Genomic DNA, 25,250 nt, shown 5'->3' with positions numbered 1-25,250 from the left:
AAGGCGGTCGAGGGCATATCCCCTGTCGAGATCCGCACGGCCTTTTAGCGACTTGTTTAACGTGGCTGCAAGCCGACCGGCCAAATCACCACAATGACGGTCACATAGGTGAGAATATTGATCAGGTCAAATCCTCATCAGTTCTGAAAAAGACGTCTCAATTTCAAAAAAGCGCTGTCATTTTCGCGATTGCGGAGCGTTTGCCGCGAAATTTTGGTGTTCTGAATTCGCAGCAACGACCTGCATCAATCTAATAAAGGAACAACAAACATGCGTACTCCCAGAATTCTTGCCGCCCTCGCTCTTGGTCTCACTGGGTTAGCAGCCACTCCGGCACTCGCTGATGAGAAGTCGGTCCCGGAAACCGTAAAAATCACGGTCGATTTGGACGCGTCCGCAGACGAGATCTATGCCAGTATCCGTAGTCAGGTCTGGGAGGCTTGTAAGCCGGAACGTAGTAGTCACCATATGGCGGCTCGTATGAAAGCTCGGCGCAAGTGTCAGAAAGCGATGATCTCGGACGTGGTTGAAGCGCTTGAGGCGCCAGAAGTTACCCGTCTCGCGGAAGCTGACCGTATGTGCCTTCCAAGCTAAGACGCTTTCCTCCCACAAGGACGCGCGGCCACACGGTCGCGCGTTTTTTTGTTCGTTCTTAGATGTTTCCGAAATCACCGCCGCGGCCTTTGCCGCTTGCGAACCGGGCGGCCCCTGAACTGGCCCCCGCACGCAGGGAGTCGCGACCGATTTCAGCTTCGAAACTCAGAGCATCTGTGAGGGGAAGCGACCATTGCTGCATCGCGCTCAGCCGATCATTGCGCATACAGGTTTGCGGGAACGCAGCGATCTGCTCAGCGAGAGCGATCGCTTCGGTAAGGGCAGAGCCTTCTGATACGACTCGATTGGCGAGGCCAAAAGACAAAGCCTCTGCAGCGCCTACGCCGCGGCCGGTTAGGATCATGTCCATGGCGCGCGATTGCCCAATCAAGCGAGGCAAACGAATGGTGCCACCATCAATCAAAGGCACGCCCCAGCGCCGGCAATAGACCCCAAAAGTAGCTGCTTCGCTGGCAACGCGCAGATCGCACATGATCGCGAGCTCTAACCCGCCAGCAACAGCATTGCCTTCCACCGCAGCGATGGACGGCTTTTTGAGGTCGAGCCAGGTCGGCCCCATGGGGGCTTCGCGTTCGAATCGTTCCTGTTTTGCCACCGCTTTGAGGTCAGCGCCTGCGCAAAAATGCCCGTCAGCGCCGGTCAGAATATGGACCAGAACCTCATCGTCCGCTTCGCCCGCCACGAACGCGGCGCGCAGCTGCGCGGCGGTCTCAGGGTTCACCGCATTGCGGGCCTCAGGGCGGTTGATCGTGATGATCTGAACCGGCCCGTGGCGATCGATCAGCACCAATTCGGCCATCTCTTAGTTCCCGGTTAGTTTTGGATCACGCTTCTCGCGGAACGCATCTACGGCCTCTTTGCGGTCATCCATATAGTTCGAGACGCTTTCCCAACCGACGCTGGCATCCATCATTTGCGCGGCGAGGGCGCGAAGCGGGATATTAGCAACGGTCTTGGTCCACCGCACTGCCCATTTCGGATTGCCCTGCAGCTTGGCCACGAGCTCTGCGACTTTGGCGTCGAGTTCTGCGGTTGGCACTGCATAATTAATCAGGCCGAGGTCTTTGGCTTCAGATGCGGTGAGAAGGTCGCCCGTCATCAAGAGCTCTTTGGCTTTGGCAAAGCCGATCAATTGCGGCCAGATCACCGCGCCGCCATCCCCGGCGACCAGGCCGACTTTCACATGCGGGTCGCCAATCAAGGCTTTGTCGTCCGAGATGATTATATCGCAGAGCAGCGCAATGGTCGCGCCAAGCCCAGCCGCAGCACCATTCAGGCGGCAAATCATCGGCTTTTCCATATCCAAGATCGAGGTCACGATCCGTTTGGCTTCCCAGGCGATATCGCGGAACTTGCTCGGGTCAGAGATTTGCTCATCGAACCAATCAAAATCGCCGCCTGCACAAAAGGCTCGGCCTTTGCCAGTTAGGATAATGATATCGCTTCCGCTGTCGCGCTGGAGATCGGTAAACACCCGTCCCAGCTCTTCATGCATGGCCGCGTCAACGCCATTGACCGGATGATCGGAAGTGATCGCGGCGGTCAGCACACGGCCATCCCGTTCAAAAGTGAAACGCGAATACTGGGCGCTGGTAATATCAAAAGGGCTGGTCACGGTTAGAAGGGTCCTATGCCAAGAGAAAACAGGAAGATGAGGATGCCGAGCGCGGACAGGCAGGTCACCACCAGTCCGATTGATGCGCCCAATTGGCGCCGCCCGAACCCGTCGCTCGTCAGGCCGCGATAGAGTGCAAAAGCGGTCAGCGCAAAGCCAAGCAGGCCGAGCCAAAAGCCGTAACCGGTGGAGGGCAGTACACCAATCGGCAGCGCCATCGGGTGTGTGGTCGCGGTCGCCAGGATTTGTTTGATCGTCCAACCTAAGCCACCAAGTGCGAGCAGCGCGCCGCCCCATGTGATCGCACGGGCATAGTTGAGACTTGGCCCACCTGCGCCTTGAACTTTGCGGGCGATCCAGCCGATCGGGAACATAATCACGCTGATCAGAAGCAAGCCGGCGGCGAGGATGACGCCATAAGGATATTGCCCGGATTGGAGCCCCCGCGCGAAATGATACGGCGCTTTGGTCTCAATCACGCGGGTGAGGAAATTCGGGGCCGCGACCTCGGAAAGACAGGACATGTCGAGGGGCGCGTTCGGGTCTTTGACGAAAGCGAGCCAGATCTCTTGGCCGCATCCCGGAGAATTGCTGAACAAAGCGCCATGACCGGTATGTGGGAACTCAATGTATTGCCCATTGGCGAGGCCAGACATGATGGATTGGCTATAATTGGGCGGTGTAATCGGATCGACGGACCCAGCGGCGACCAAAATAGGTATGTCGGTGACAACGCGTTTCACCGTCGGGTCGGGGTTCATTTGATAGACGGCAGCACAGACTTCATCCCATTCCACAGTGTCGGTCCACCGAGAGAGTTGGGGTTCGGCCCGGCGCATGGTTTCGAATTGTTCGTCACTGACCGCGATCGCGCCGCGGCAATTGGCAACCAGTTCCAGACCGTTTCCGGCGCTGTGATCGATAGGACGGCCAAGGACTTCAAAACAGGCCTGTATGGCCTCTAAATCACGGTTTTCAAGGGCGGTAAGCAGGCTTGGAAAATCGGCATAGAGCTGGTTTGAATAGAGCGCCTGAAACACCGCGCCGCCGACCAGATCTCCATCGATGACCACGGTGCCATTAAGGACTGAACCATGGTCCATCGTGTCCATAATGATTGGATCTTCGTCATAGGCTTCAAAGGTTGCGATCAACCGCTCCCGGAAACTACCGATATCGCGCGCGCAGGCAGGACTCTTAGCGCAGTCTGCATCAAGCGCGTTAAGCGCTGAGCTAAATCCATAGGCGGTCGCTTCCCAGCCGCCAGTCTCAAGCGGTTCAGCGGGCACGACGCTATCCAAGATCGCGGCGCGGACGCCGTCTTCATCGACTTGCAAGATCGCTTGGCCGAGCGAGGTGCCGTAAGAGACCCCAAACAAGGTCCACTGGTCATAGCCGAGCGCTTTGCGAATATCGCGAACATCGAGCGCGTTCTGCCAAGTCGAATAGCCATCTACTTCGATGCCGCGCGCCCGGGCTTCACGGAGGCATTTTTCGAAGGCGGCTTTGGACTTCTCAACGCCCTCTTCAATTGAAACGCCAAATTGGAAGTTACGCGGCACAGCGCGGCAGAAATGGCCTTCTGAATAACCAATGCCGCGCTGGTCGAAGAAGATTAAATCCGCGGCTTCACGGTAGCCCTTTGTGTTCGGGCCTTGATAAGCACGGATGCGTCCGGCGCCGAGCGAGGGTCCACCTGGGCCGCCCGTCAGCCGCATGACGGCGCGCCGCTCCGGATTTTCAGAGGTAGATTTTATCTTCAGAACGGACAGTTGGATCAACCGGCTGTCGGGCTTGGTTCGATCTTCCGGCACCAGCACATAGCCGCAGCGGAATTCTTCCGGATCATATTCTGGAGCCGCAGCATGAAACGGGCATACATAGGGCGTGAATTCCGGCTCAAAATCGAGCCAGTTGGCATGCACGCGGTCCGGATCAAGCACAGGCAGAGCAGGAAGGTCGGGGTCGTCTTGAGCAAGTGCCAATGGCGTCAACAAGACCGTGAACAATGCTAAGACGACCGCTTTAAGATGACCCATCATAACCCGCTCCCACTGCGATTGGTTTGTCTTCCCAGGACCCTAAGCTTCGACGCCGACTTGCACAACGCGGCGGCCAAAATTCTCACCGCGGAACAGGCCGCAAAATGCTTCCGGCATTTTATCGATGCCTTCAAAGCGCTCTTCTTTGAGCTTCAGCTCGCCATTGCCAATTAGTGTCGCCATTTCGTTCAAAGCGACCGGGAACTCGCGGGCAAAGTCAAACACAACCAGACCCTGCATTAGGACGCGATGGGTGATGAAGGGTTTGGTGTTGACGATGCCAGGGGTTTCCTCTGGCGAGAGATTGTAGTCGGCGACTTGGCCGGAGATGCAGATGCGGCCGTTGAGGCGCATTTTTGGTAAGACGCGATTGACCATCGCATTGCCGACATTGTCGAACAGAAGATCTACGCCTTTGGGCATCGCCTCACTGATCGCGGCATCGAGATCGGGCGTGGTCTTGTAATTGATCGCGTGATCAAACCCAGCTTCTTCGACCAGCCATTGGCATTTGGTGTCGCTGCCGGCGATGCCAATCACTTGTTCAGCCCCGCCTGCTTTGGCGAGCTGGCCCGCGGTTGCGCCAACCGGGCCGGCTGCGGAGGTGACAAGCACGCGGTCACCGGCTTGAAATTTGGCAACCGATTTGAGACCGAACCAGGCAGTGAGGCCGGGGACACCGAGCACGCCGATCCAAAGCGAGAGCGGCAGCGGAACGCCGTCCGGCACTTGGCCAATAAAGCCTTTGCCGTTTTGGATCGTGTGGGTGCGCCATCCGCCAGCGCAAAAGACTTTGGTGCCGACCGGATAGGCCTCGTTTTCACTGGCATCCACAATACCTACGCTAAACCCATCAATTGGCTTTCCAAGCGGTAAAGCGGCGGCATAAGAGTCTCCACCTGACAGGCGAGAGCGGGTGCCTGGATCGACGGAATTCCAAATATGGCGGACCCGAAATTGGCCTTCATTGGGAATTGGCAATTCTTTGCTGACAAGGTCGAAATCGCTGGGCTTTGGGGCACCCTCGCAATATTGTTTCAAGACGATTTGCTGCATATGATCACTCAAGTGGAACTCTCCGCATTTTTTGCCTATGGACCACTTTCAAGCGCGAAAGACCAGTAAGGACGTTGCGGCAACATGGTTTGCGAAAGATCGTTGAGTGATGCTAACGATTGGGCGCAGTTGTCCGTAAGCAGCGGCGCACCTAGGTGGAGCGCTGAATTCATGTCAGATTTTAAATAGGCAAGTTTAGTGACCTCCTTGACCCATCTTGATCGGCTTGAGGCCGAGGCGATTCATATCATTCGCGAAGTCGCCGCCGTCGCCGAGAACCCGGTAATGCTGTACTCAGTTGGTAAAGACAGTGCGGTGATGCTGCACCTTGCGATGAAGGCATTCTATCCGAGCGTTCCGCCTTTTCCGCTGATGCATGTCGATACGACCTGGAAATTCCGTGAAATGATCGAGTTTCGCGATCGCAAAGCCAAAGAGCTTGGCATGGATCTGATCGTGCATTCCAACCAAGAGGGCATCGATGCCGGGATTGGCCCGTTCTCGCATGGCTCGTCCGTTCATACTGATATTATGAAGACCCAAGCGCTGAAACAGGCCTTGGACAAATATAAGTTCGATGTCGCTTTTGGCGGGGCGCGTCGAGACGAAGAAAAATCTCGCGCTAAAGAGCGCGTCTTCTCGTTCCGCACTTCAGAGCATCGCTGGGATCCGAAGAACCAACGGCCTGAGCTTTGGAACCTCTATAATGCGCGGATCCATAAAGGGGAGAGCATTCGCTGCTTCCCGATCTCGAATTGGACCGAGCTTGATATTTGGCAATATATCCGCCGCGAGCAGATTGAGATTGTACCGCTTTACTATGCTGCTGAGCGCCCTGTCGTAGCCTGGGAAGGCTCACAAATCATGGTCGATGATGAGCGGATGCCGAAAGAGCTGCGCGACCAAGCGGTAATGAAATCTGTCCGCTTCCGGACGCTGGGCTGCTACCCGCTGACCGGCGCGGTCGAAAGCACGGCAGACACGCTTGAAGACATTATCCAGGAAATGCTGCTGACCACCTCGTCTGAGCGCCAAGGCCGGACGATTGACCGGGATCAGTCGGCCTCGATGGAGAAAAAGAAACAAGAGGGGTATTTCTAAAATGTCTCATATTGATGCCCTGATCTCTGAAGATATTTCCGCTTATCTCGAAGCGCACGAGAATAAATCGCTGCTCCGCTTCATCACGTGCGGCAGCGTTGATGACGGCAAGTCCACCCTGATTGGGCGTTTGCTCTACGATTCCAAAATGATCTTTGAAGATCAGCTCGATGCGCTTGAGAGCGACTCCAAAAAGCATGGGACGCAAGGCGAGAATATCGATTTCGCGCTCTTGGTCGATGGCCTTTCAGCCGAGCGCGAGCAAGGCATTACGATTGATGTCGCCTATCGGTTCTTCTCGACCGATCGCCGGAAGTTCATTGTCGCCGATACGCCTGGTCACGAACAGTATACCCGCAATATGGCGACTGGCGCGTCGACCGCAGATCTCGCCATTCTGATGATTGATGCGCGCAAAGGCATCCTGACCCAAACGCGCCGCCATAGCTTTATCGCAAGCTCGCTCGGGATCCGAAAACTCGTGCTGGCGATCAATAAGATGGATCTCGTTGATTATGACGAGGCGGTCTACAATCGGATCGAGCAAGACTTCCTCGAATTTGCGCAAGAATTATCGGCTGGCATTGAGATCCAAGCGATCCCGATGTCGGCCCTGGCAGGGGATAATATCACCGCCAATTCCGACAATATGCCGTGGTATCAAGGCCCGCCTTTGATGGAATATCTTGAGACCGTCCCGGTGGATGATGAGCGCACCAATGCGCCCTTCCGGATGCCGGTCCAATGGGTCAATCGCCCGAATTTGGACTTTCGCGGCTTCTCGGGCCAAGTCGCATCCGGCCGGATCAAACCAGGCGACAAAGTCAAAACGCTGCCAAGTGCGAAGGAGACCACGATCGAACGGATTGTGGTTCATGGCGGCGACTTAAAAGAGGCGGTGGCCGGACAGTCAGTGACGCTGACCTTTGCCGACGAAGTCGATACCTCCCGCGGCGACGTGATTTGCGCCGCCGGGGCGCCCGCCGAGGTTGCGGATCAATTTCAAGCGCGCGTGCTTTGGATGGCAGATAGCGAGATGCTGCCCGGGCGGCGCTATTTGCTCAAAATCGGCGCCAAGACCGTCACCGCGACCGTACTCGACCTGAAGTTCGGGATCGATGTGAACACGATCCAAGACAAGCCGGCGAAAACGCTGGGGCTGAATGATTTCGGTGTGATCACTTTGGCGCTCGACCAACCCATTGCGTTTGATCCTTATGACCAAAACCGCGAGACGGGCGGCTTCATTCTGATCGACCGGCTGAGCAATAATACGGTCGGGCTCGGCTTGATTGATTTTGCGCTGCGTCGAGCCGGGAACATTCATTGGCAAGCTTTGGATGTCGATCGCGTTGCCTTGGCCCAACAAAAAGAGCAAAAGCCTGCAGTGCTTTGGTTTACCGGCCTATCAGGCTCAGGAAAATCGACCATTGCTAATGCGCTTCAGCAGAAACTGTTCGCCATGGGCAAGCACACTTTTGTGCTCGATGGCGATAATGTCCGGCATGGCCTCAACCAAGATCTCGGCTTCACCGATGCCGATCGTGTGGAAAATATTCGCCGGGTCTCGAATGTCTCGAAATTGATGAGTGATGCGGGCCTGATCACACTGGTCAGCTTCATCTCACCGTTCCGGTCGGAGCGGCGTATGGCGCGCAATCTGATGGCCGAGGGCGAGTTCGTCGAGATCTTTGTCGACACCCCGCTCTCTGTCGCGGAAGAGCGCGATGTCAAAGGGCTCTACAAACGCGCCCGGGCCGGCGAGATCAAGAATTTCACGGGTCTCGACAGCCCTTATGAGGCGCCGGAAGATCCAGAGATCGTGATCAATACCGTCGAGCAAAGCGCAGAAGAGGCCGCCGACAATATCATCAAATGGATGCGCGATCGCGGCTGGTTTGAGGTTTAAACAGCCGCCCGCCTAACTCGAACCAGGGCAGTTTTTGGCGCGATATCTGGCGGCTTTCTTGTCCGACATATAGGTCCAATGATCGTCTTCCGGACACAGGCGTTTGAGCCGTGGAGACCGTTCGCTTGGGTCACTGAAGGGGTGATCAAATAGATAGCGGATATCGTCTGTAATGGCTTTTGACTCGGCATAAACCGAGTGGCGCACTTTAAACAGGAAGCTCGTCTTTGCCGCTGCTGAGATATCGATCGTTTTGGCCACTTGTTGACCCGCCTCAGACGGCAAGTCGAACGTCGAAGGCGACGATTTCTTTTCGTAGAATCCGATCCGCGTTTTCACGTCATTATTGGCGCCCCAAAACGCCAACTTGCGCGACAGATTGCGCAGCCAGCCGCTAAACCCAACCGCGCGATCTTGGCGGGAGGTGTAAAGCGTAACGCCATCATAAAGGCGAGCTGAGGCGCCCATCCATTCTTCGAACAGATTGGTGTCCAAATCCCCCGCGGCGAATATTACGTGGCCGAAACTCGGGCTGTCTTCAAAATCGCTAAGCCTGGCAAGCGCTTGGGCGGTGACGCGGGTTCCCATGGAATGGGCAATGATGTGCAGCTTCACCGGCTTCTCGGGATCTGCGTTAACAGTGCTATGGGTAAAGCGCAGGAAGCGAACCAGCGCATCAACGCTCAGATCAGCGTCTTCCTGATCGCTCAAATAGTCGAGCAAGGCGCCATTTGAGGGCCAGGAAAAGACAAAGGCGGGACCATCAAAATCCATGTCATATTTGAGCTGAGCGGTTCGAAAGACCGCGCTCCGAAACGGCACATTAAAGCCATGGATGAAGACAAAAGCATGTCCTTCAGCATCGGATGATTGGGCTAGAATTTGCTCGACGCGCCTCTGAAACCCGATCGGATCTCCATCAAAAGAGCGGTGATCAAAAAGCGTGAAAAATTTCGAGGCCGATCGTGCTGAAATTTTGCTGCGCGAAGAGGCCGCGCGATAGACGCCGCCGCCGCGATCGAGCTTTTTATCGCGCCGGGCGGGGATCGAGACGACCACTTCGCCGAGATGGCAAACGTCCTGGCGTGTCCGGGTTTCCGCCCATGCAATCGCATTGGGCTCGCAATTTTCGCGGCTGTCAGGGCGAATGCTGAACAAGTCGCCTTGGTCATAGAAATTGCGTTTGCGCTCGGTCTTATCAGATTGAATCACATCTGGGCGGTCATCCGACAGTGTTCGATTGGTGCCGTATAAGACGCTCACGCAGGTCATTTTGTCGGCGCCATCGGCCTCGGCAAACAAGTCGCAATTGGTTTTTGGGGTGGGCGCCGATGCCGCCGTAATGACAAGACTACGTGACTGGCTGGCGCCAGCCAAAGGCGGTTCCTCTTCGACTGATACGACCGGCGACGGCGGCGGAGGAGGGGGTGGAGGCGGCGGCGGAGGGGGCTCCGCTGTGGCGCAGCCAACCAATACGAAAAGGGCGAATAATTGTAATCGTCTCATGTCGCGTCCCTGTCTTCCCAAACAAGGACGCTAGCAGATTGTCGAACAAGCTCAACGTTCTCGTGACTTGGCTAAGTGGCGAGCGCTTCTTTCTTCTCTTCGATCTCCATCCAATCCATCTCGGCCTGTTCGAGGTCGGCGCGGGCGGCTTCTAAGCGTTTATTGATGCGATTGAATTCATCGGGATTGGTATTGAAGAGGGCGGGATCAGAGAGTTCGATTTCGAGCTTTGCGATCTCTGCCTCGAGGCGCGGCATCTCGGTCTCAACCTCTTTGAGGCGATGCTGGTCTTTAAAGCTGAGCTTGGTTTGCTTCTTGGGTTCGGCCGGTTTTTGTTTGTCGGCCTTCGGTTTTTTATCCGCTTGCGACGCTTTGCCGGGTTTGCCTTTGATCTGAGACTGTGCGTCGGTCCAGCCGCCAGCAGTTTCAACCCAAGCACCATCGCCAAGCGGGACCAGGCAAGAAGTCACCGTCGCATCCAGGAAGGCGCGATCATGGCTGACCAGGATCAATGTGCCCTCAAAGTTGAGCAACATGTCCTCAAGCAGGTCGAGCGTCTGCATGTCGAGATCATTGGTTGGCTCGTCGAGCACAAGAACATCGGTTGATTGAGCCAGCGCGATGGCCAGGGTTAAGCGGTTGCGTTCCCCACCAGAGAGGGCCGACACGGCCTGGCGCAGCTGTTCCGGTTTGAACAGAAAGTCTTTCGCATAGGCCGCAACGTGGCGCTGTTTGCCTTGCACCATGATGCTGTCGCCCCCTTGCGGGGCGAGCGCTTCCCACAACGTGTCTTTCGGGCGCAGCGTATCACGGGTCTGGTCGAGATAGGTGATCCGCAAAGCTGGGTTGAGTTTCACATTGCCGCTATCGCGCTCAAGCTCGCCGAGCAGGAGTTTGAGCAGCGTGGTTTTACCAACGCCATTCGGGCCGATGAAACCAAGCCGGTCGCCGCGCAAGATCTTAAAGTCCAATCCCTCGACGATTTTCAGATCGCCATAAGCTTTGGTGAGGCCGAATGCCTCGATGACTTTTCGTGACTGAGAGCCCGCCTCTTCAGCGCTGATCCCGGCTTTGGCTTTTTGCGCAATTATCGCCGCTTTGCGCCGGGCCGCTTCGGCGCGCATGGCTTTCAGCTTGTGCAAGCGACCCATATTGCGCGCGCGTCGCCCGGTGACGCCGCGCTGTAGCCAGTGTTCTTCGGCTTTGAGTTGGGTTTTAATTTTCTGGAGCTGCCGGATTTCGGCTTCTTCTACTTCTTCCGCCCAGCGCTCAAAGTCGCCATAGCCTTTCTGGCTTTTCAGGACGATCCCATCGCGCAGCCACAGCGTGTTGGTTGTCACATTCTCCATGAAGCGGCGATCATGGCTGACCAAAAGCACGGCGCCATTGAAGCCGATCAGGCGTGATTCAAGCGTCTCAATCATCGGCACGTCGAGATGGTTGGTCGGCTCGTCGAGAAGCAAGACATCCGGATCATAAGCAAACGCCTTAGCGAGCGCGGCTCGCCGAGTTTGCCCTCCAGACAGAATGTTCGGATTAACATTTGGGTCGACGCCAAAATGACCGAGCTCTGCCTCAGCCCGCCAGGCTTCTGCGCCGCCTGAGGTGGCATAGTCGAGCACCGTTTCAAACGCCGACAGATCTGGTTCTTGCTCGACGGTGGTGATCATCGTGCCGGGATGGATCCAGAGCTCGCCATCATCCGGCTCATGCCGGCCTGTGATCAAGCGCATGAGGGTCGACTTGCCGGCGCCGTTTCTGCCGACCAACGCAGCGCGCTCGCCCTTGGCCAAGGTAAACGAGACGCCCTCAAATAGCGGCTTGCCGCCAAAGGCCAGCCGCACATCGGTCATGGTCAGGATTGGAAGGGACACGACCTCAGGCTTTTAATTTATAGCCGGTGCGTATCATCCACCAGACGCCTGCTGACGCCAAGAACGCAGCGCCGCCGCTGACCAGCATACCGGTCATGACATTCGAGTTCGCAGCGTCCAGGAAGCCGTAGCGGAAGCCGTCGATCAGGAAGAAAATCGGATCGAAATAGGCCAGGCTTTTGAACGGCTCAACCAAGACATTGATGTCGTAAAACGTCCCGGACAAGAAAGTCAGTGGGACGATGACAAAGTTAGACACGGCGGCCAAGTGATCGAATTTATCCGCCCAGATTCCGCCCATGGCGCCGATGGCAGCAAGGAAGATTGTCGCCATTAGCCCAAACCAGAGCACGGGCCAGACATGCGCTACTGAGAGATCGGCAAGACCGCTAAAATGAATCCCAATCGCCGCAATTGCGCCCACCATAATGCCGCGCGTTACAGCGCCAAAAATGAAGCCAATCGTCAACTCGACGGGCGACAGTGGCGGCATCAAGAAATCGACCTGACTGCCTTGGACTTTCGCAATGGTCAGCGACGAGGATGAGTTCTGGAATGCGTTCTGTAGCATCGCCATGACGATCAAGCCGGGCGCCAGGAAACTGTTATAGTCGAGCCCAGCGAAATCTCCGCTTAGCTCGCCGCGATTGCCAAAGGCCAGTTTGAACACGGTCATGAACAAAAGCGTGGATATGACAGGCGCTAGCAGCGTTTGCATCCAAACCTTCATAAAACGGCCAACTTCGCGCTTATACAGCGTCCACAAGCCTAACCAATTGACCGCGCCATAAGTGCGCGGTTCGGGGGGTGAGAGCAGAGATGAGGATGTATCAGGCATGACCCGACACTTAAGAGCTGACTCGGGATTTGGCGATAGGGGAAATCTATCCACAATGACTACTATATGTTGATTGCCTGTGGACAGAAAGAATCAGCATCTTGTGTTTAGTTTCGCTCCTGATACGATATATAGCGTTGGAGCGGGGCTGGTGGCATCGCTCTTATCTATATCTAGGGGCTGCCAAGGAGCGGGGTAAAACGCATGGCTTGGACTGAAGATCGCGTAGAAGTATTGAAAAAGCTATGGGCAGAGGGCCATTCGGCGAGCCAAATAGCCAAAGAATTAGGAGGGGTCACTCGCAATGCCGTTATCGGCAAAGTGCATCGTCTCGGCCTTTCTGGTCGCGCAACACCATCACGCCCTGTAAAACGCCCGCCGCGGCTCGCGCATCCAAAGCCGCGCATCCGGCCGGATGGCGCAGTGGTTACACCAAAACCGCAGCGGGAGGTTGCTGAAACCCAGCTCAAGCCGACCGAAAAAACGGCAATGCTCGAGGCGCTGACGCCGCAGCCTTTATCTGATGGCGAGGCCGCTACTATTCTCACTCTGCGCGACAGCATGTGCAAATGGCCGATCGGCGACCCTGCGGATCCAAAATTTGCCTTTTGCGGACGCAAAGCGACCAGCGGCCCTTACTGCGCTGAGCACGCGAAAGTCGCGTTCCAGCCCGCTAAAAAGCGCGAGAAGAAAAAAGCGGAATATGATTATGTCCGCAAAATCGCAGGCTAAATTTAGCGCACATTTTCTATGATCTATAAAAAGGCGGTTTGGGATTTTCCAGGCCGCCTTTTTCGCGGGGCGAGCACCCAAAAGAAAAGGCCGCTGCGCTCCGAACTATCGGAAAAGCAGCGGCCAGTCAGACCCGCCCTAGACAGGAGGGCAAAAGGCGGGTGAGCGCTCAGTAGAGCTTAGAGGGAACGGCTAACCGTCAGAACGACACGCTCATCGCCGACATCGCCAAGTCCGTCAGAGTCGGTGCCCCAGAAGCGAAGATCGAAGTCGACATATTCTGTCGCGAGCGTCGCGCCGATGGAGTAATTTGTGTATTCTTCGATGAAGCCGTCTCCGCCATCAGCATAGGTGCCGACTGAGGCGTCGAACCCGAGCACATCGCTGGCTGCGAAGCCTGCCGTGAAGTCGAGATAAACGGTCTCATTGTCTGGATCGATATACGCGTATCCGCCGAGATCGACGAGCCCGAGTGAGACGCCGAGGCCGCCATAGACTTCAAGGAAGTCTAGATCGTCCGCGTCTGGATAAACGTATCCGATAACGCCAACATCCCAAGCGAGGCCGGCTTCGGTTTCACCGGCAAATCCGCCATACAGGTCGAGTTCCATATTGGCGCCGCCAAAATCGACGATTGAGGCCCAAGTGCCAGCATAGAAAGCGCCATTTGCGAAATCAAAGCCGCCTTGGATGGCTGGGTTTTCGCTGTTCTGCGAAACGCCGCGCCAGACATAGTCAGTGGTCAAGGCAACATTGCCTGAGAACTCACTTTCAGAGAGGGCGGTAGGTGCGGTAAAAGCGCCAGCGACCATTGCGAGTGCGAGACCTCGTGAAATCATTTTCCCCATCAATCTGCTCCTTCCAGAAATTGCGATTGGTGAGGCCTAAAGAGCGGACTGCTCAGGTTTTAGCCACTTAGTATGCCTGAACCGGGTGAATTTTATCCGCACGCGCTCGAAAATCGAGCAAATAGCGGTTTTCGCGCCTCCAAACCCGTCGATGAAGGACAATTGCAGCGATATGAGGGGGCGATGGCCAGCGCGTGATGCAAAAGACACCGAGATTCCAAGCTGCCCCGCCAGTGACAGCGTTTCAGGCGCCTGCTCCGCTAAGTTTATACCGTTTTACTGCGCTTCGAGCATCAAAACCGCAAAGAAATTGCGCTCGTCGCCCCATTTCTTACGCAGCGCCCACCCGGTTGGGCTAATGAGAGAAACGAACTGCGTGAGGTCGAACTTGCGCGAGTTTTCGGTGTGGATGGTTTCGCCCTGAGCAAATTGGACGCGCATATCACCGATTGAAACGGTTTGCGCGATTTTACTGCGCAAGTGCATCTCAATGCGCGAAGCATCATCATTCCAAATTGCCTCGTGTTGGAATGTGTCGAGGTCGATATCCGCGCCGAGCTCGCGATTAATACGCTGAAGCAAGTTGAGATTGAACGCTGCGGTTACGCCTTGCGCGTCATCATAGGCTGGGACCAGAATGTCTGGCGATTTGCGCAAATCCAAGCCGATGACGAACTTACTATCATCTCCCAGCAAGGTCCGTGCGGCACGCAGGAAACGATCAATTTCGCTGTCATCGAGGTTTCCGATGGTTGAGCCCGGAAAAAACCCAACGGGCGTGCCCTCGACATCTTCTGGAAGGCCAAGCTCGACCATAAAGTCCGCAGCAATCGGCCGGACCGCCAAGTCTGGATATTCCGATTTCAATGCGGCGGCGGTCTGCAGCAAGAACTCCTCAGAGACATCAATCGGCACATATCCGGCAGGCGCGATCAAGGCGTCCAATAGAATGCGCGTTTTGGTCGAAGCACCCGCACCATATTCAACCAGAAGCGTATTTGGACCCAATGCCTCGGCGATCGTTTTTGCATTCTCCGTAAGAATGCCGATCTCAGTCCGGGTCGGGTAATATTCGGGCAGCTCTGTGATCTGCTCAAATAGGTTAGAGCCCACCTCATCATAGAAATACTGACACGGCAGCGTTTTCTGAGGCTGAGATAAGCCCTCAATGACATCTTTTAAAAATCGCTCAGTCTGAGCGGCGGCCGCTGGGTCGAAAGCATCGTCCATACTTAAATATCTCGCGCCAAGCGCAATCCAGAGAATTGCCAGCGTTTGTCGGGGTGGAAGAAGTTGCGATAGGTGGCGCGGATATGCTCATCCGGGGTCGCGCACGAGCCGCCGCGCAGCACCATCTGACCGCTCATGAATTTGCCATTATACTCGCCGACCGCGCCGTCTGCGACGACGAAGCCGGGATAAGGCGTGAATGGGCTCGCCGTCCATTCCCAAACATCGCCGAAATAGTAGCGTTGCGCATGGCTGGTTTGGACTTGCGGCTGCAAATAGCCGGACCCTGCGAAACAGCCATCGAGGGGCGCATCGTGGGCGGCCATCTCCCATTCCTGCTCGGTGGGTAGCCGGGCATCTGCCCAGGTTGCGTAGGCATCTGCTTCATAGAAGCTGATATGGGTGACTGGCGCCTCTAAGTTCAAGCGGCGCGCGCCAGACAAGGTCATTGTGTGCCAGCCATCCTCGTTTCGACGCCAGTAAAGCGGGGCGATCCAGCCTTCAGCTTGGGCGGTCGCAAATCCATCTGAGAGCCAATATTTAGGGCTCGTATATCCGCCATCATTTATGAAGGCGAGCCATTCGCGATTGGTCACGGTCCGAGAGGCGAGCTCAAACGGACGGACGATGACATCGTGGCGCGGTGTTTCGCAATCAAACGCAAAATCTTCGCCCTGATGACCGATGGCGCGAACGCCGCCCTCAAACCGGTCCCAAGTGAGCGGTGCGGCTTCGAGATTGGCGGTTTGTAAATTCACGTCTGGCTTCAGAGCTGGCTGAAGCGGGTTTTGCGCGAACAGGTGCAATATGTCGGTGAGTAGAAGCTCTTGGTGTTGTTGCTCATGGGCCAAGCCGAGGGCGAGCAAATCGCAGGCCTCGGGGCGGGTATTGATCAGCTCGGTCATCTTAGCATCGACATGCGCGCGATAGGCGTAGACGTCGTCGAGGGAGGGCCGAGTTAATAGACCGCGCATGGGTCGAGCATGACGATCGCCGACGGCATCATAGTAAGAGTTAAACAAATAACTGAAGCTGGGATGATAGCGGACGGTATCGCCAAAGACCGGCGCCAGCATAAATTCTTCGAAGAACCAGCTTGTATGAGCCAGGTGCCATTTCGCTGGGCTGGCATCTGGCATTGATTGGGCGGTCGCATCTGCATCGCTGAGGGTTTTGGTGAGCGCCTCAGACTGCTGACGAACGGCAAGATAGCGCTGAAGATTAGATTGGGAGGAAGCGCGCAGTTTTTTTGGTTGTGCCATAGGTGTTTGTTTCGCTTTTGGCGTGTACCGTCAACTCGGCCTGCTGACACTTAAGGTCAGGAGGCGCCGATCAATGGATAATCTGCCTGCGCGACATACTGGCTTTGGCGCCCATGTCCCGTGAAACTCTCATAAAGATGGAACTGGTCGACCAAAACCGGCTCGCTTTTCAGGATCTGAAAATCCTCGCTCCAGGCTCTTACCGCGTCCAAAGGCGATTGATTGCAATAAGCGACGGTGATGTGGGGCGCGAATGGGTCTTGCCCGAGTTTCAAGTTGAACCGCCGCGCGACTTTACGGCAATCTGCTGCGAGGGTTGAAAGCGCTTCATTCGGGGCGATCCGCGCATAGAGTGCCCGCGGTTCGCGACGCCCAAACCAGCCAACGCCAGACAGTTCAAGATCAATCGCAGGCGCACGCACCTGTTCGAGCGCATCGGCCAGTTCATTCGCGACCTCGCCATCCACCTGGCCATAAAAGCAGAGCGTGACATGATAATGGTGCCGTTTACGCCAGCGCGCGCCATGGATCTCGACACTTAGTGGTTCGAGCCGATCTGCCAATTCATCAGGGACGGGGAGGGCGGCGAAGAGGCGGTACATTAGGATCTCATCTTAGCGGGGGAGGGGCATTTGAAAGAAAGAAGCCCGACCATTGGCCGGGCTTCCAATTCCAAAATAGTCGTGCGGGACTAGCCTGCAAGATCATCCAGCTTGCCGAAATGCTCGGCCAGCAAATAATAGAAGGTCACGCGAGACTTGTTTCCGCCTTCAGGCTTCAAAGTTTCGCAGATCGCGCCGATCGCGGCGTCGAGATCGTCATTGCTTTGTGCCAGAGCGAGTTTGCCGCGGCACCATTTTTCCCGCACGCGGCCAAGCTCGGTATCGTCTGAACAAGATACGAGCGAGCTATCGCGATTGCGGAGCGCAATTCCGAGATGTCCCACAATTTTCTCAGCCGCGGCTTGATTATAGCCCTTGGCGTATTTCTTGATATTGTCTTCGTACTTTGAGGCGTCTGCCATTTAGTTTCCCCTTTGATTTGCTGCGATCTGTAACGATCTATGCAGCCGCCAAGAATTTGCCCTTACGGGTACGGAAAGTCAAACCCCGCCAAGATGATCATTGGTTAAGGACACGGAGACGGTTGGGCCGCGTGTCGTTCATTGACGGCCGTTTCAAGCTCATCGGTCCAGTCCAAATCAAACGCATCAATACAGATTTTCAGCTGATCCATATTCGTCGCCCCAATGATGGTTGAGCCCATGAACGGGCGGCTGTCGCAGAATTTCAGCGCGAGTTGAGCGGGATCCAAGTCAAACTGTTCGGCCAAGACCAGATAGGACTCGATGGCGCTAAGCGCTTGTGGGCTTTCATAGCGTTGCAGGCGTTGAAATAACTGCTTGCGCGAGCCTTCAGGCAGGGCGCCATTGCGATATTTGCCGGTCAAATAACCTTGTCCAAGCGGTGAATAAGCCAGCAGGCTGACTTTTTCCCGAACACAGACCTCTTCCAAGCCGCCATCCTCAAAAGAGCGATTGACGAGATTATAGGCGTTCTGGATCGAAGCCATGCGCGGCAGATTGCGGGCATTGCTTTCCGCCAGAAAGCGCATCACGCCGAATGGCGTTTCGTTGGAGACGCCAATGTGCCGAATGCGACCCGCTTTCACATGCGCTTCGAGGTGGGACAGAATTTCCTCAAACGGCTCGTACGGGTAGCCATAGGCTTTCGCATCCATCTTTTCACCAAACAGGCCGACGGCGCGGTCGGGCCAGTGGAGTTGATAGAGGTCGATATAGTCGGTTTGCAGGCGTTTTAGGCTTTTCCCGACCGCTTCATCGACTTGTTCCTTGGTGTGGCGGGTCCAGCTCACGTCTTCGTCGCGCGTCCAGAGCATTTTGGAGAGACCGGCAATTTTTGTCGCCAAGATCACATCTTGGCGTTTGCCGGTTTTCTGAAACCAGGTGCCGATGATGCGTTCGGTCGAGCCCTGCGTCTCGGCCCGCGGCGGGACCGCGTACATTTCAGCGGTATCCCAAAAGTCGACGCCACGCTCGAGCGCATAGTCCATTTGGGCGTGGCCCTCAGCTTCAGTGTTCTGTTGTCCCCAAGTCATTGTCCCGAGACAGCAAGAGCTGACGGTCAAATCTGTTGTTCCGAGCTGTCGACGCTCAATTCCCATAGGTGTTTCCTCTAAATTTGATCTGCAAAAACGATAGAAGCCGAATCTTACCGTGACCAGCCCGGTTTTTCTTGAAAAGCGATAAAAATGACCACATACTATAGGCAATCCGCGCGCTCGTGCGCGGGCCTTTTAAACGAGGATAATATGAACGACTTTAATACATCCATGGCGCACGGCCGGACGATGGATGCCAGCGTCAACGAGGGTCTTCGCTCGTTTATGTTGGGCGTTTACAACAAACTCGCCCTTGGCATCGCTTTGTCGGGCATCATCGCCTATATCGCCGGCTCTGTCGCGCCGATCAGCGCTGCGGTCTATACCGCGCCGATGGTTTACATTGTGATGTTCGCACCTGTGGCCCTAATCCTGGGCTCAATGGTCATGATGCGCAATCCAAGCCCGACCGGCAGCGCCATCCTATATTGGGGCATCGTTGTCGCGCTTGGCCTTTCAATGGGCGTCTATTTCTTGATGGCGAACTTGAACATGGGTGGGATGACGCATTTCGTCATCACCAAAGCGTTCTTGGCGACATCGGCGACCTTTGCTGGCCTCTCTTTGTTTGGCTACACGACCAAGCGTGATCTCGGCCCAATCGGAACCTTCGCGATTATGGGCCTTTGGGGCGCCTTTATCATCGGCATGCTGTTTGTCATCCTGCCAATGATCTTCCCGAACGTGGCCTTCTTCCAAGTTGGTAGCGCGATGCAGCTGATCATTTCAGGCGCCTTCGCCCTGTTCTCAGCCATCCTGATCGCTTGGAACACACAGTCTTTGAAAGAAACCTATTTCGCCCTTGGTGGTGACCAACGCGGAATGGCCGTCGCAACCAATATCGGTGCGCTGAACTTCTTCATCTACTTTGTGAATATTTTCCAATTCTTCCTGTCGCTTATGTCCAACGACTAAGCGGTCGAAGATCCAAATTTGAAAGCCCTGGCCAGGAGCCAGGGCTTTTTTATTTGACCTCAGAAGCGGTCTGCGTATTCTGGAACATGTTGAGAACATTTGCGGGGAGGGCAAGGTGACAGAAATCGCAGAGGATCCAGGATTAAGCCCAGGCGCTGCAGAGATTGCTCGCGGAGTGTTACGACTGATGAGTGATCACGGCTATGCTGGCGTCACCGAAATGACCTTGGCCAATGGTCGCCGCGCGGATGTCGCAGCGATTGGGCCCGGCGGCGAGATCAGTATTGTTGAGATCAAATCCTCGGTGGCTGACTTTCGGAGCGATCAGAAATGGCCCGAATATCGCCCTTTCTGCGACCGGTTTTATTTCGCGGTCGGTCAAGACTTCCCGCATGACCTCATTCCCGCAGATACCGGTCTCATCATCGCCGATGCGTTTGGGGGTGCGGTGGTCCGAGAGGCTGATTGTGAGAAATTGGTGGCGGCGCGGCGCAAGGCTGTGACGCTTCGATTTGCCCGGTTGGCGGCGACCCGCCTGTGTCACCCTGTCATTGCGTGAGATCGCCTATGGACTCTTTGAGCTCGAAAACCTAGCTGCGCCTGTATGAGTCACGCTTATCCTCTCGGTAAAACAGCCCGCGACGCGCTAAAGAATGCGCAAGCTGCGGCGCGTACACGCTATGAGGCTGAAGACTTAGCCGGTGATGTTGCAATTGCCGCGCTGGAAACAGAATGGCTCACTCCAAGCGTGAAAGATCTGCCAAAGATGCTCGAACAGGCCGAGGCCAATCCTGGGCACGGTTTCGTTCAAAATTATGAGGATGCCGACGGTAACACGGTGCTGGCCGTGACCTATTGGAAGCTTGCGAAAGCGCCGAAAAAACCGAAGCCGAAACCGGTGCCGCCTCAGCAAACCGACACGCCAGAAGAAGATCATACAGACGATCTCTACTTTAAGTCAGGCCGCACAAAAAAGAGCCGACGAAAACCTTTCGTCGACCCCAATCAATTGGATCTGTTTGGCGCTAAGAAGCCGGACTAGGCGGCCTTAAAGGTCAACGCGACGCCATTATTGCAATAGCGCAAACCGGTCGGCGCCGGGCCATCTTTAAATACGTGACCATGATGGCCGCCGCAGCGCGCGCAATGATATTCGGTGCGCGTCGTCCAGAGTTTATTGTCCTCTTTGAAACCGAGTGTGCCGTCTCGATAATCCCAGAAGCTCGGCCAGCCGGTGCCGCTATCATATTTGGTGGCACTGTCAAAAATTGCCAGATCGCAGCCGGCGCAGTGGAACACGCCGTCGCGCTTCTCGTCATTGAGCGGCGAGGTGAAGGCCCGCTCGGTGGCTTCTTTGCGCAGCACGCGGAAGGCGAGTGGATCGAGACGGGCTTTCCAGTCCGCCTCAGTCAAGTCGCGCCACTCGCTGTCGGTAAAGGTTTGGGAGACGGTGTCGGCAAACGCTTTTGTGCTGCTTCCGCCACCAGAACAGGCGGCGAGAAGTCCGGCCGGGGCAGCAAGCAAGAAGCTGCGGCGAGCCATGGGAGGAAAAACGGGTTTTGTCATGGGCTTAAAATAGGCGGCCTAGCTGAAGCGTCCACTCACAGCTGTTTCAAATTCTCGTTAGAATCCGCTGCAAAACAGCGTGATTGGCTCTCGCAATCGGGCAGATTTCCGATTAGGGACCAGGGTTCTGTGATTCACCAAGACCGTAAGAGACTTTTCCATGACTGATGAAATGAGCGACAATCTCTCCGAAACCGCACGTGACAAGCTTCGCCTCACGGTCGAGCGAATTGAGCGTCTGGAAGAGGAAAAGAAGGAAGTCGCCGAACAGATCAAAGAGGTCTATGGCGAAGCCAAGGCGCTCGGCTATGACACCAAAGCCCTGCGCACGGTTGTGAAGCTTCGCAAACAGGATCGCCAAGAACGGCAAGAACAAGAAGCGATCCTGGAAGTCTATCTTGATGCGCTAGGTGAGCTGTAAGCTGTCCATTCTTGCCTGAGCGGGGCGGATGCCCTTAAACACGGGCATGCCGCGCGACGTCGATGAACGTAAAAAACGCAAAGCCCTGCGCAAGATTCGCAAGGCGGCGATGCTGGCTGAGCAGGGCCTAGGGCCGCCACTCTCGGACTGGGAAAAGCAGTTCCTGGAAGAGGTTGAAGAGCGGATCGAAAAATTCGGATCTGCTTTTCATGACCCAGAAAAAGGGGCTGCAGACGAAGCGCTCTCATCGCTGCAGCATGTGAAACTGCGCGAAATTGATAAAAAGGCGCGCGGAAAGGCCAAAGGCGGCTTCAAATCAAAGGGCGGGTTTAAGAAGAGGCCCGCACCGCGCGTGCGTCAGATCGACGAGGATGTGGACACTAAGCCACCTCCGCCGATGCCGCGTAAACCGTCAAAGCCTGAACTGGTGCGGGCCAGCGATCTCGAGCCTGATCCATCTCCACCGCCGAAACGGCCATCAAAGACCAGGCCGCGCCCGCAATTGAGAGTGATCAAAGGCGGTGCAGATGATGATTGATCTATTATGTATATTGTACCGTATAAGAAATATAGCGATTAGGATACAGGCCTTATGAAAACCGTCGTAATTACAGGCGCCTCCACCGGTATCGGTCGCAGCACGGCCGAATATCTAGCCAATCGGGGCTGGCAGGTGTTTGCGGGTGTGCGCAAAGAGAAAGACGGTGCTGCGCTGACCGAGGCCGATGACCGGATCGAACCGATCTTGCTCGACGTTACCAATCCTGAGCAAGTTGATGCCGCTGTCGAAACCGTCCGCGCAGCTCTTAACGGGCAAAAGCTTGCAGGCCTGATCAATAATGCGGGTATCGCGAATATGGGGCCTTTGGCGGTGCAGCCGCTCGACCAGTTTAAAGCCCATTTTGACGTAAACGTGTTCGGGCTATTGCGTGCCAGTCAAGCCTTTGCGCCGCTGCTCGGTATGGATGAGAGCTTGGCTGGTAAACCTGGCCGGATCGTCAATATTACCAGCGTTGGCGGGCGGCTCGCCTCGCCATTCTTGGGGGCTTACACCGCGACCAAGCATGCGGTGGAGAGCATGACCGATAGTTTGCGCCGGGAGCTTGTGATTTTCGGCATCGATGCGATCGCGGTTGGGCCGGGCGCGGTGAAAACCCCGATCTGGGACAAGGCCGAAGATGCGAACAGGTCTAACCCATACGCCAACTCGCCTTGGGCAAAGCCGATCGAACTATTCAGCGAGACGATGCTTGAAGGCGGCCGGACGGGGCTGGCGCCGGAGGTGATCGCAAAGACGATCGAAAGAGCGCTGACCGCTCGCAAACCCAAAGCGCGTTACGCGCCGGTGCCAAACAAGCTGACCAATTTCACGCTACCAATGCTGCTGCCAAAGCGCACAGTAGACGGGGTCTTCTGGAAACGCTTCGGGATGCAAGCGCGCGACGCTTAAGCCTTATGATAGGGCAGGCCTGCGAGCAGGCTCACCGCCCGATATAGCTGCTCTGTGATCATCACTTTGACCAGACGATGCGGCCAGGTTTGTGGGCCCAGCGCGAGTGTGTCTGGGTAAGCCGTGCGAACATCGCGACTATAGCCTTCGGCGCCGCCAATGAGAAAGCAAAGCTCTGCTGTCCCAGAATCGCGCAAATGTTCGATCCGTTTGGCGAACTTTACCGATGTCAGCGCAGGTCCAAATTCATCCAGCCGTAAGACAGGTGCGCTTTTTGGTAGGGCGGCCAAGATCCGCTCTCCTTCCACCTCAAGCCCGCCGCCGCTGGCCAAATCTACGAGCTTTAAGGATCGCAGTCCGATTTGCGGGCCAGCTTTGTTGAACCGGGCGACATAATCATCGACGAGGTCTTTTTCGGGCCCAGCTTTGAGCTTGCCGACGCTGATCAACGTGATGTGCATGCAAGGTTGCGCGAGACTTAAACGTCGTCAGGCCGGTGTCCGCTATCGCCCGCCCAGATCTTTTCGAGATTGTAGAAACTGCGAACCTCAGGCCGGAACAGGTGGACGATGACATCACCGAGATCAATGAGCACCCAGTCTGCATTCGGCAGGCCCTCAAGCTTAGGCGCCTGACCGGTTTTCTCTTTGACCTTCTTAGCAATATGATCGGCAATCGAGCTCACATGACGGGCCGAACGACCCGAAGCAATGATCATAATATCTGCGAGGGAAGATTTTTCCGTTAGATCGATAACGGTGAGGTCTTCGGCTTTGTCATCTTCTAAAGACGAGATGATGGTATCTGAGAACGCGCGGATATCATCAATCGTCGCCGCGCGGGCCGAATTCTTCTCAGTTTTAACTGCGGGCAGGGTGAAGCTCCATAAGGTTGTCTTAGAGGCTAACCTATCACGCGTTGCGAGCAGGGCCTAGAGCGAATTCGCAACAGTCCTCAGCCAAAGGCTGCATCGCTTATTTTGTGACGAATAGACCAGCATCGCGATCTTTACGGACCTGGCCGGCTTCAAACATTTGGCCATTCATCGCGATATAGACGCCAGGCGGCTGCATGCGCGCAGCGGCGACGGCAAAGCCGACATTGAAGATGGCATCGGTCGAGCGCAGACGTGCTGGCTGCATCGCGCCCGTTAAGACCACCGTTTTGTCAGTGATGTCTTGCAAAGCTTCTGCGGTTTTCGCCATTGTGTCGGTGCCGTGTGTGATCAGAATATGTTTCGCGGCGCAATTCATGACGGCATCGCGCACAATGATCCGATCGGCATCGGTCAGCTCCAGGCTGTCTTTTTTCATCAGTGAGGTTAGCGCGTATTCCAGGCTAACATTCGCCTCGCTGAGAATGGCATCGAGCGGCGAGGTGCCGACTTGAAACTCAGACAGGGCGTCAAAATAGACCTTGTCGATCGTGCCGCCCGTGGTGAAGATGTGCAGGTCTGTCATGGTCTATCCGGCGCGCAAGGCAGTTGATGAGATGGGGTTAAGCGGGGCGGTGATATAGACCCAGGCCGGGGCTTTCTGTTGCGGTAGAATGCGCGCCGCATGGTCTGCTAAACGATGCTGTCGGAACCGTTTCGCAAACGGGCTGATGCGTGCCGCAATCTCAAATCCAGGTCGTGCGATCACGGCAATCGGAACGCTCGCCGTGAGTTTTTCCCAGTCTCTCCAATAGTGAAAGCTCATCAAACTATCGCCGCCCATGATCCAAACCAAGTCCGCATGCGCGCAGTGGTTGCGCATCAGACCGACCAAATCAAACGTGTAACGCAGCTCGGCTTGTTGTTCGATATTGCTGACCCGAAAGGCGCGATTCTTCCGCGTGAGCGCCTGCACCGCTTGGAACCGAGCCTCATAATCGCTTGGCGCCTCTTTCAATGGGTTGCCGGGGGTAGGAAACCACCAAACTTGGTCTAGCTGGAGCTGTTTCAGCGCCGTTTCAGCCACGTGAACATGACCGCTATGAGGTGGGTCGAAGCTGCCGCCAAACATGCCGATACGCGCCCGCGTGCTCGAGGGCGGCAGTAAGGCGTCAGATCGCTTGCGCAGCATCAGAGAACCCCTTTGGCGGCGCC

The 25,250-nt window shown here is 55.8% G+C and carries 28 protein-coding genes and 1 riboswitch; of the genes, 10 read left to right on the top strand and 18 right to left on the bottom strand.

Going from position 1 to position 25,250, the window contains the following annotated elements:
- Window positions 1–24: 24 nt before the first annotated feature.
- Window positions 25–102: riboswitch (SAM riboswitch) on the bottom strand.
- Window positions 103–270: 168 nt separating this feature from the next.
- Window positions 271–594: a UrcA family protein gene (locus MY069_RS07140; protein ID WP_482796381.1), complete on the top strand. Its 324-nt coding sequence runs from the start codon at window positions 271–273 to the stop codon at window positions 592–594.
- A gap of 58 nt (window positions 595–652) precedes the next feature.
- Here the strand turns inward: MY069_RS07140 and MY069_RS07135 are convergent, their stop codons facing one another.
- The 4 genes from MY069_RS07135 to MY069_RS07120 are packed head-to-tail and all read right to left on the bottom strand — an operon-like array spanning window position 653 to window position 5,340.
- A complete protein-coding gene (locus MY069_RS07135) occupies window positions 653–1,414 on the bottom strand; it encodes a crotonase/enoyl-CoA hydratase family protein (RefSeq protein ID WP_482796380.1) in 762 nt (253 codons plus the stop codon).
- Between the two features lie 3 nt (window positions 1,415–1,417).
- Window positions 1,418–2,230, bottom strand: a complete 813-nt coding sequence (locus tag MY069_RS07130) for an enoyl-CoA hydratase/isomerase family protein (protein WP_482796379.1) — start codon at window positions 2,228–2,230, stop codon at window positions 1,418–1,420.
- Between the two features lie 2 nt (window positions 2,231–2,232).
- Entirely contained in the window at window positions 2,233–4,272 is a 2,040-nt protein-coding gene (locus MY069_RS07125; RefSeq protein ID WP_482796378.1) for an alpha/beta fold hydrolase, read from the bottom strand.
- Between the two features lie 39 nt (window positions 4,273–4,311).
- A complete protein-coding gene (locus MY069_RS07120) occupies window positions 4,312–5,340 on the bottom strand; it encodes an NADP-dependent oxidoreductase (protein ID WP_482796377.1) in 1,029 nt (342 codons plus the stop codon).
- Between the two features lie 186 nt (window positions 5,341–5,526).
- Here MY069_RS07120 and cysD point away from each other — a divergent pair, with 186 nt between their 5' ends.
- Together cysD and cysN are read left to right on the top strand one after the other, a co-directional pair.
- Complete coding sequence (cysD, locus tag MY069_RS07115; protein ID WP_482796376.1) at window positions 5,527–6,429, top strand: sulfate adenylyltransferase subunit CysD; 903 nt, start codon at window positions 5,527–5,529, stop codon at window positions 6,427–6,429.
- Between the two features lies 1 nt (window position 6,430).
- Window positions 6,431–8,338 carry a sulfate adenylyltransferase subunit CysN gene (gene cysN / locus MY069_RS07110; RefSeq protein WP_482796375.1) on the top strand — a complete coding sequence of 636 codons (1,908 nt, stop codon included), beginning with the start codon at window positions 6,431–6,433 and terminating at the stop codon, window positions 8,336–8,338.
- Window positions 8,339–8,350: 12 nt separating this feature from the next.
- Here cysN and MY069_RS07105 read toward each other — a convergent pair whose 3' ends face one another.
- The 3 genes from MY069_RS07105 to MY069_RS07095 form a co-directional block, all read right to left on the bottom strand.
- Window positions 8,351–9,715 (bottom strand): alpha/beta hydrolase, encoded by a 1,365-nt coding sequence (locus MY069_RS07105; RefSeq protein ID WP_482796374.1) that lies wholly within the window; start codon window positions 9,713–9,715, stop codon window positions 8,351–8,353.
- 200 nt (window positions 9,716–9,915) lie between these two features.
- A complete protein-coding gene (locus MY069_RS07100; protein ID WP_482796689.1) occupies window positions 9,916–11,697 on the bottom strand; it encodes an ABC-F family ATP-binding cassette domain-containing protein in 1,782 nt (593 codons plus the stop codon).
- A gap of 25 nt (window positions 11,698–11,722) precedes the next feature.
- Complete coding sequence (locus tag MY069_RS07095) at window positions 11,723–12,556, bottom strand: ABC transporter permease (protein WP_482796373.1); 834 nt, start codon at window positions 12,554–12,556, stop codon at window positions 11,723–11,725.
- Between the two features lie 204 nt (window positions 12,557–12,760).
- Between MY069_RS07095 and MY069_RS07090 the strand changes: the two genes are divergently transcribed.
- Window positions 12,761–13,288 carry a GcrA family cell cycle regulator gene (locus MY069_RS07090; RefSeq protein WP_482796372.1) on the top strand — a complete coding sequence of 176 codons (528 nt, stop codon included), beginning with the start codon at window positions 12,761–12,763 and terminating at the stop codon, window positions 13,286–13,288.
- 179 nt (window positions 13,289–13,467) lie between these two features.
- On the opposite strand, the gene MY069_RS07085 is transcribed toward MY069_RS07090, so the two are convergent.
- The 6 genes from MY069_RS07085 to MY069_RS07060 form a co-directional block, all read right to left on the bottom strand.
- The gene (locus MY069_RS07085) at window positions 13,468–14,136 is read right to left on the bottom strand and encodes a TorF family putative porin (RefSeq protein WP_482796371.1); all 669 of its coding nucleotides are present in this window, start codon (window positions 14,134–14,136) and stop codon (window positions 13,468–13,470) included.
- 276 nt (window positions 14,137–14,412) lie between these two features.
- On the bottom strand, window positions 14,413–15,366 hold the full coding sequence (gene egtD / locus MY069_RS07080) for an L-histidine N(alpha)-methyltransferase (RefSeq protein WP_482796370.1): 954 nt from the start codon (window positions 15,364–15,366) through the stop codon (window positions 14,413–14,415).
- Between the two features lie 2 nt (window positions 15,367–15,368).
- Entirely contained in the window at window positions 15,369–16,628 is a 1,260-nt protein-coding gene (egtB, locus tag MY069_RS07075) for an ergothioneine biosynthesis protein EgtB (RefSeq protein WP_482796369.1), read from the bottom strand.
- Between the two features lie 56 nt (window positions 16,629–16,684).
- On the bottom strand, window positions 16,685–17,230 hold the full coding sequence (gene thpR, locus MY069_RS07070) for an RNA 2',3'-cyclic phosphodiesterase (RefSeq protein WP_482796368.1): 546 nt from the start codon (window positions 17,228–17,230) through the stop codon (window positions 16,685–16,687).
- Window positions 17,231–17,319: 89 nt separating this feature from the next.
- On the bottom strand, window positions 17,320–17,652 hold the full coding sequence (locus tag MY069_RS07065) for a DUF2853 family protein (protein ID WP_482796367.1): 333 nt from the start codon (window positions 17,650–17,652) through the stop codon (window positions 17,320–17,322).
- A gap of 104 nt (window positions 17,653–17,756) precedes the next feature.
- Window positions 17,757–18,806: an aldo/keto reductase gene (locus MY069_RS07060; protein ID WP_482796688.1), complete on the bottom strand. Its 1,050-nt coding sequence runs from the start codon at window positions 18,804–18,806 to the stop codon at window positions 17,757–17,759.
- 153 nt (window positions 18,807–18,959) lie between these two features.
- On the opposite strand from MY069_RS07060, the gene MY069_RS07055 reads away from it, so the two are divergent.
- The 3 genes from MY069_RS07055 to MY069_RS07045 all read left to right on the top strand — a co-directional run bounded on the left by MY069_RS07055 (window position 18,960) and on the right by MY069_RS07045 (window position 20,766).
- Window positions 18,960–19,724, top strand: coding sequence for a Bax inhibitor-1/YccA family protein (locus tag MY069_RS07055; RefSeq protein ID WP_482796366.1), 765 nt, complete (start codon window positions 18,960–18,962; stop codon window positions 19,722–19,724).
- A gap of 124 nt (window positions 19,725–19,848) precedes the next feature.
- Window positions 19,849–20,283 carry an MmcB family DNA repair protein gene (locus tag MY069_RS07050; protein WP_482796687.1) on the top strand — a complete coding sequence of 145 codons (435 nt, stop codon included), beginning with the start codon at window positions 19,849–19,851 and terminating at the stop codon, window positions 20,281–20,283.
- Window positions 20,284–20,328: 45 nt separating this feature from the next.
- Window positions 20,329–20,766, top strand: a complete 438-nt coding sequence (locus tag MY069_RS07045; protein ID WP_482796365.1) for a hypothetical protein — start codon at window positions 20,329–20,331, stop codon at window positions 20,764–20,766.
- Here MY069_RS07045 and msrB read toward each other — a convergent pair.
- Window positions 20,763–21,290, bottom strand: a complete 528-nt coding sequence (msrB, locus tag MY069_RS07040) for a peptide-methionine (R)-S-oxide reductase MsrB (protein WP_482796364.1) — start codon at window positions 21,288–21,290, stop codon at window positions 20,763–20,765. The genes MY069_RS07045 and msrB overlap by 4 nt on opposite strands.
- 160 nt (window positions 21,291–21,450) lie before the next feature.
- On the opposite strand from msrB, the gene MY069_RS07035 reads away from it, so the two are divergent.
- The 3 genes from MY069_RS07035 to MY069_RS07025 are packed head-to-tail and all read left to right on the top strand — an operon-like array spanning window position 21,451 to window position 23,161.
- Window positions 21,451–21,711, top strand: coding sequence for a DUF2312 domain-containing protein (locus MY069_RS07035; protein WP_482796363.1), 261 nt, complete (start codon window positions 21,451–21,453; stop codon window positions 21,709–21,711).
- Between the two features lie 28 nt (window positions 21,712–21,739).
- Window positions 21,740–22,249 carry a hypothetical protein gene (locus tag MY069_RS07030; protein WP_482796362.1) on the top strand — a complete coding sequence of 170 codons (510 nt, stop codon included), beginning with the start codon at window positions 21,740–21,742 and terminating at the stop codon, window positions 22,247–22,249.
- 54 nt (window positions 22,250–22,303) lie between these two features.
- Entirely contained in the window at window positions 22,304–23,161 is an 858-nt protein-coding gene (locus MY069_RS07025) for an SDR family oxidoreductase (protein ID WP_482796361.1), read from the top strand.
- Here the strand turns inward: MY069_RS07025 and MY069_RS07020 are convergent.
- The 4 genes from MY069_RS07020 to nadD form a co-directional block, all read right to left on the bottom strand.
- Window positions 23,158–23,622, bottom strand: a complete 465-nt coding sequence (locus tag MY069_RS07020; RefSeq protein WP_482796360.1) for a 23S rRNA (pseudouridine(1915)-N(3))-methyltransferase RlmH — start codon at window positions 23,620–23,622, stop codon at window positions 23,158–23,160. The genes MY069_RS07025 and MY069_RS07020 overlap by 4 nt on opposite strands.
- A 17-nt stretch (window positions 23,623–23,639) precedes the next feature.
- Window positions 23,640–23,957 carry a ribosome silencing factor gene (rsfS, locus tag MY069_RS07015; RefSeq protein WP_482796686.1) on the bottom strand — a complete coding sequence of 106 codons (318 nt, stop codon included), beginning with the start codon at window positions 23,955–23,957 and terminating at the stop codon, window positions 23,640–23,642.
- 178 nt (window positions 23,958–24,135) lie between these two features.
- Window positions 24,136–24,621 (bottom strand): asparaginase domain-containing protein, encoded by a 486-nt coding sequence (locus tag MY069_RS07010; RefSeq protein WP_482796359.1) that lies wholly within the window; start codon window positions 24,619–24,621, stop codon window positions 24,136–24,138.
- Window positions 24,622–24,624: 3 nt separating this feature from the next.
- Window positions 24,625–25,227, bottom strand: a complete 603-nt coding sequence (gene nadD, locus MY069_RS07005; RefSeq protein ID WP_482796358.1) for a nicotinate (nicotinamide) nucleotide adenylyltransferase — start codon at window positions 25,225–25,227, stop codon at window positions 24,625–24,627.
- Between the last annotated feature and the right edge of the window lie 23 nt (window positions 25,228–25,250).

The sequence above is a fragment of the Hyphomonas sp. ske169 genome, assembly GCF_056850855.1.
The sequence above is the reverse complement of the archived record's forward strand: the minus strand, read 5'-3'. Positions and strand labels throughout refer to the sequence as shown.

What these genes read in the sequence shown, in the direction of transcription:
- MY069_RS07140 (WP_482796381.1), top strand. Translation starts at nt 271, where the DNA reads ATGCGTACTCCCAGAATTCTTGCCGCCCTCGCTCTTGGTCTCACTGGG.
- MY069_RS07135 (WP_482796380.1), bottom strand. Translation starts at nt 1,414, where the DNA reads ATGGCCGAATTGGTGCTGATCGATCGCCACGGGCCGGTTCAGATCATC.
- MY069_RS07125 (WP_482796378.1), bottom strand. Translation starts at nt 4,272, where the DNA reads ATGATGGGTCATCTTAAAGCGGTCGTCTTAGCATTGTTCACGGTCTTG.
- cysN (WP_482796375.1), top strand. Translation starts at nt 6,431, where the DNA reads ATGTCTCATATTGATGCCCTGATCTCTGAAGATATTTCCGCTTATCTC.
- MY069_RS07100 (WP_482796689.1), bottom strand. Translation starts at nt 11,697, where the DNA reads ATGACCGATGTGCGGCTGGCCTTTGGCGGCAAGCCGCTATTTGAGGGC.
- MY069_RS07095 (WP_482796373.1), bottom strand. Translation starts at nt 12,556, where the DNA reads ATGCCTGATACATCCTCATCTCTGCTCTCACCCCCCGAACCGCGCACT.
- MY069_RS07090 (WP_482796372.1), top strand. Translation starts at nt 12,761, where the DNA reads ATGGCTTGGACTGAAGATCGCGTAGAAGTATTGAAAAAGCTATGGGCA.
- MY069_RS07085 (WP_482796371.1), bottom strand. Translation starts at nt 14,136, where the DNA reads ATGGGGAAAATGATTTCACGAGGTCTCGCACTCGCAATGGTCGCTGGC.
- egtD (WP_482796370.1), bottom strand. Translation starts at nt 15,366, where the DNA reads ATGGACGATGCTTTCGACCCAGCGGCCGCCGCTCAGACTGAGCGATTT.
- egtB (WP_482796369.1), bottom strand. Translation starts at nt 16,628, where the DNA reads ATGGCACAACCAAAAAAACTGCGCGCTTCCTCCCAATCTAATCTTCAG.
- thpR (WP_482796368.1), bottom strand. Translation starts at nt 17,230, where the DNA reads ATGTACCGCCTCTTCGCCGCCCTCCCCGTCCCTGATGAATTGGCAGAT.
- MY069_RS07065 (WP_482796367.1), bottom strand. Translation starts at nt 17,652, where the DNA reads ATGGCAGACGCCTCAAAGTACGAAGACAATATCAAGAAATACGCCAAG.
- MY069_RS07055 (WP_482796366.1), top strand. Translation starts at nt 18,960, where the DNA reads ATGAACGACTTTAATACATCCATGGCGCACGGCCGGACGATGGATGCC.
- MY069_RS07045 (WP_482796365.1), top strand. Translation starts at nt 20,329, where the DNA reads ATGAGTCACGCTTATCCTCTCGGTAAAACAGCCCGCGACGCGCTAAAG.
- msrB (WP_482796364.1), bottom strand. Translation starts at nt 21,290, where the DNA reads ATGACAAAACCCGTTTTTCCTCCCATGGCTCGCCGCAGCTTCTTGCTT.
- MY069_RS07035 (WP_482796363.1), top strand. Translation starts at nt 21,451, where the DNA reads ATGACTGATGAAATGAGCGACAATCTCTCCGAAACCGCACGTGACAAG.
- MY069_RS07030 (WP_482796362.1), top strand. Translation starts at nt 21,740, where the DNA reads ATGCCCTTAAACACGGGCATGCCGCGCGACGTCGATGAACGTAAAAAA.
- MY069_RS07025 (WP_482796361.1), top strand. Translation starts at nt 22,304, where the DNA reads ATGAAAACCGTCGTAATTACAGGCGCCTCCACCGGTATCGGTCGCAGC.
- MY069_RS07020 (WP_482796360.1), bottom strand. Translation starts at nt 23,622, where the DNA reads ATGCACATCACGTTGATCAGCGTCGGCAAGCTCAAAGCTGGGCCCGAA.
- MY069_RS07010 (WP_482796359.1), bottom strand. Translation starts at nt 24,621, where the DNA reads ATGACAGACCTGCACATCTTCACCACGGGCGGCACGATCGACAAGGTC.
- nadD (WP_482796358.1), bottom strand. Translation starts at nt 25,227, where the DNA reads ATGCTGCGCAAGCGATCTGACGCCTTACTGCCGCCCTCGAGCACGCGG.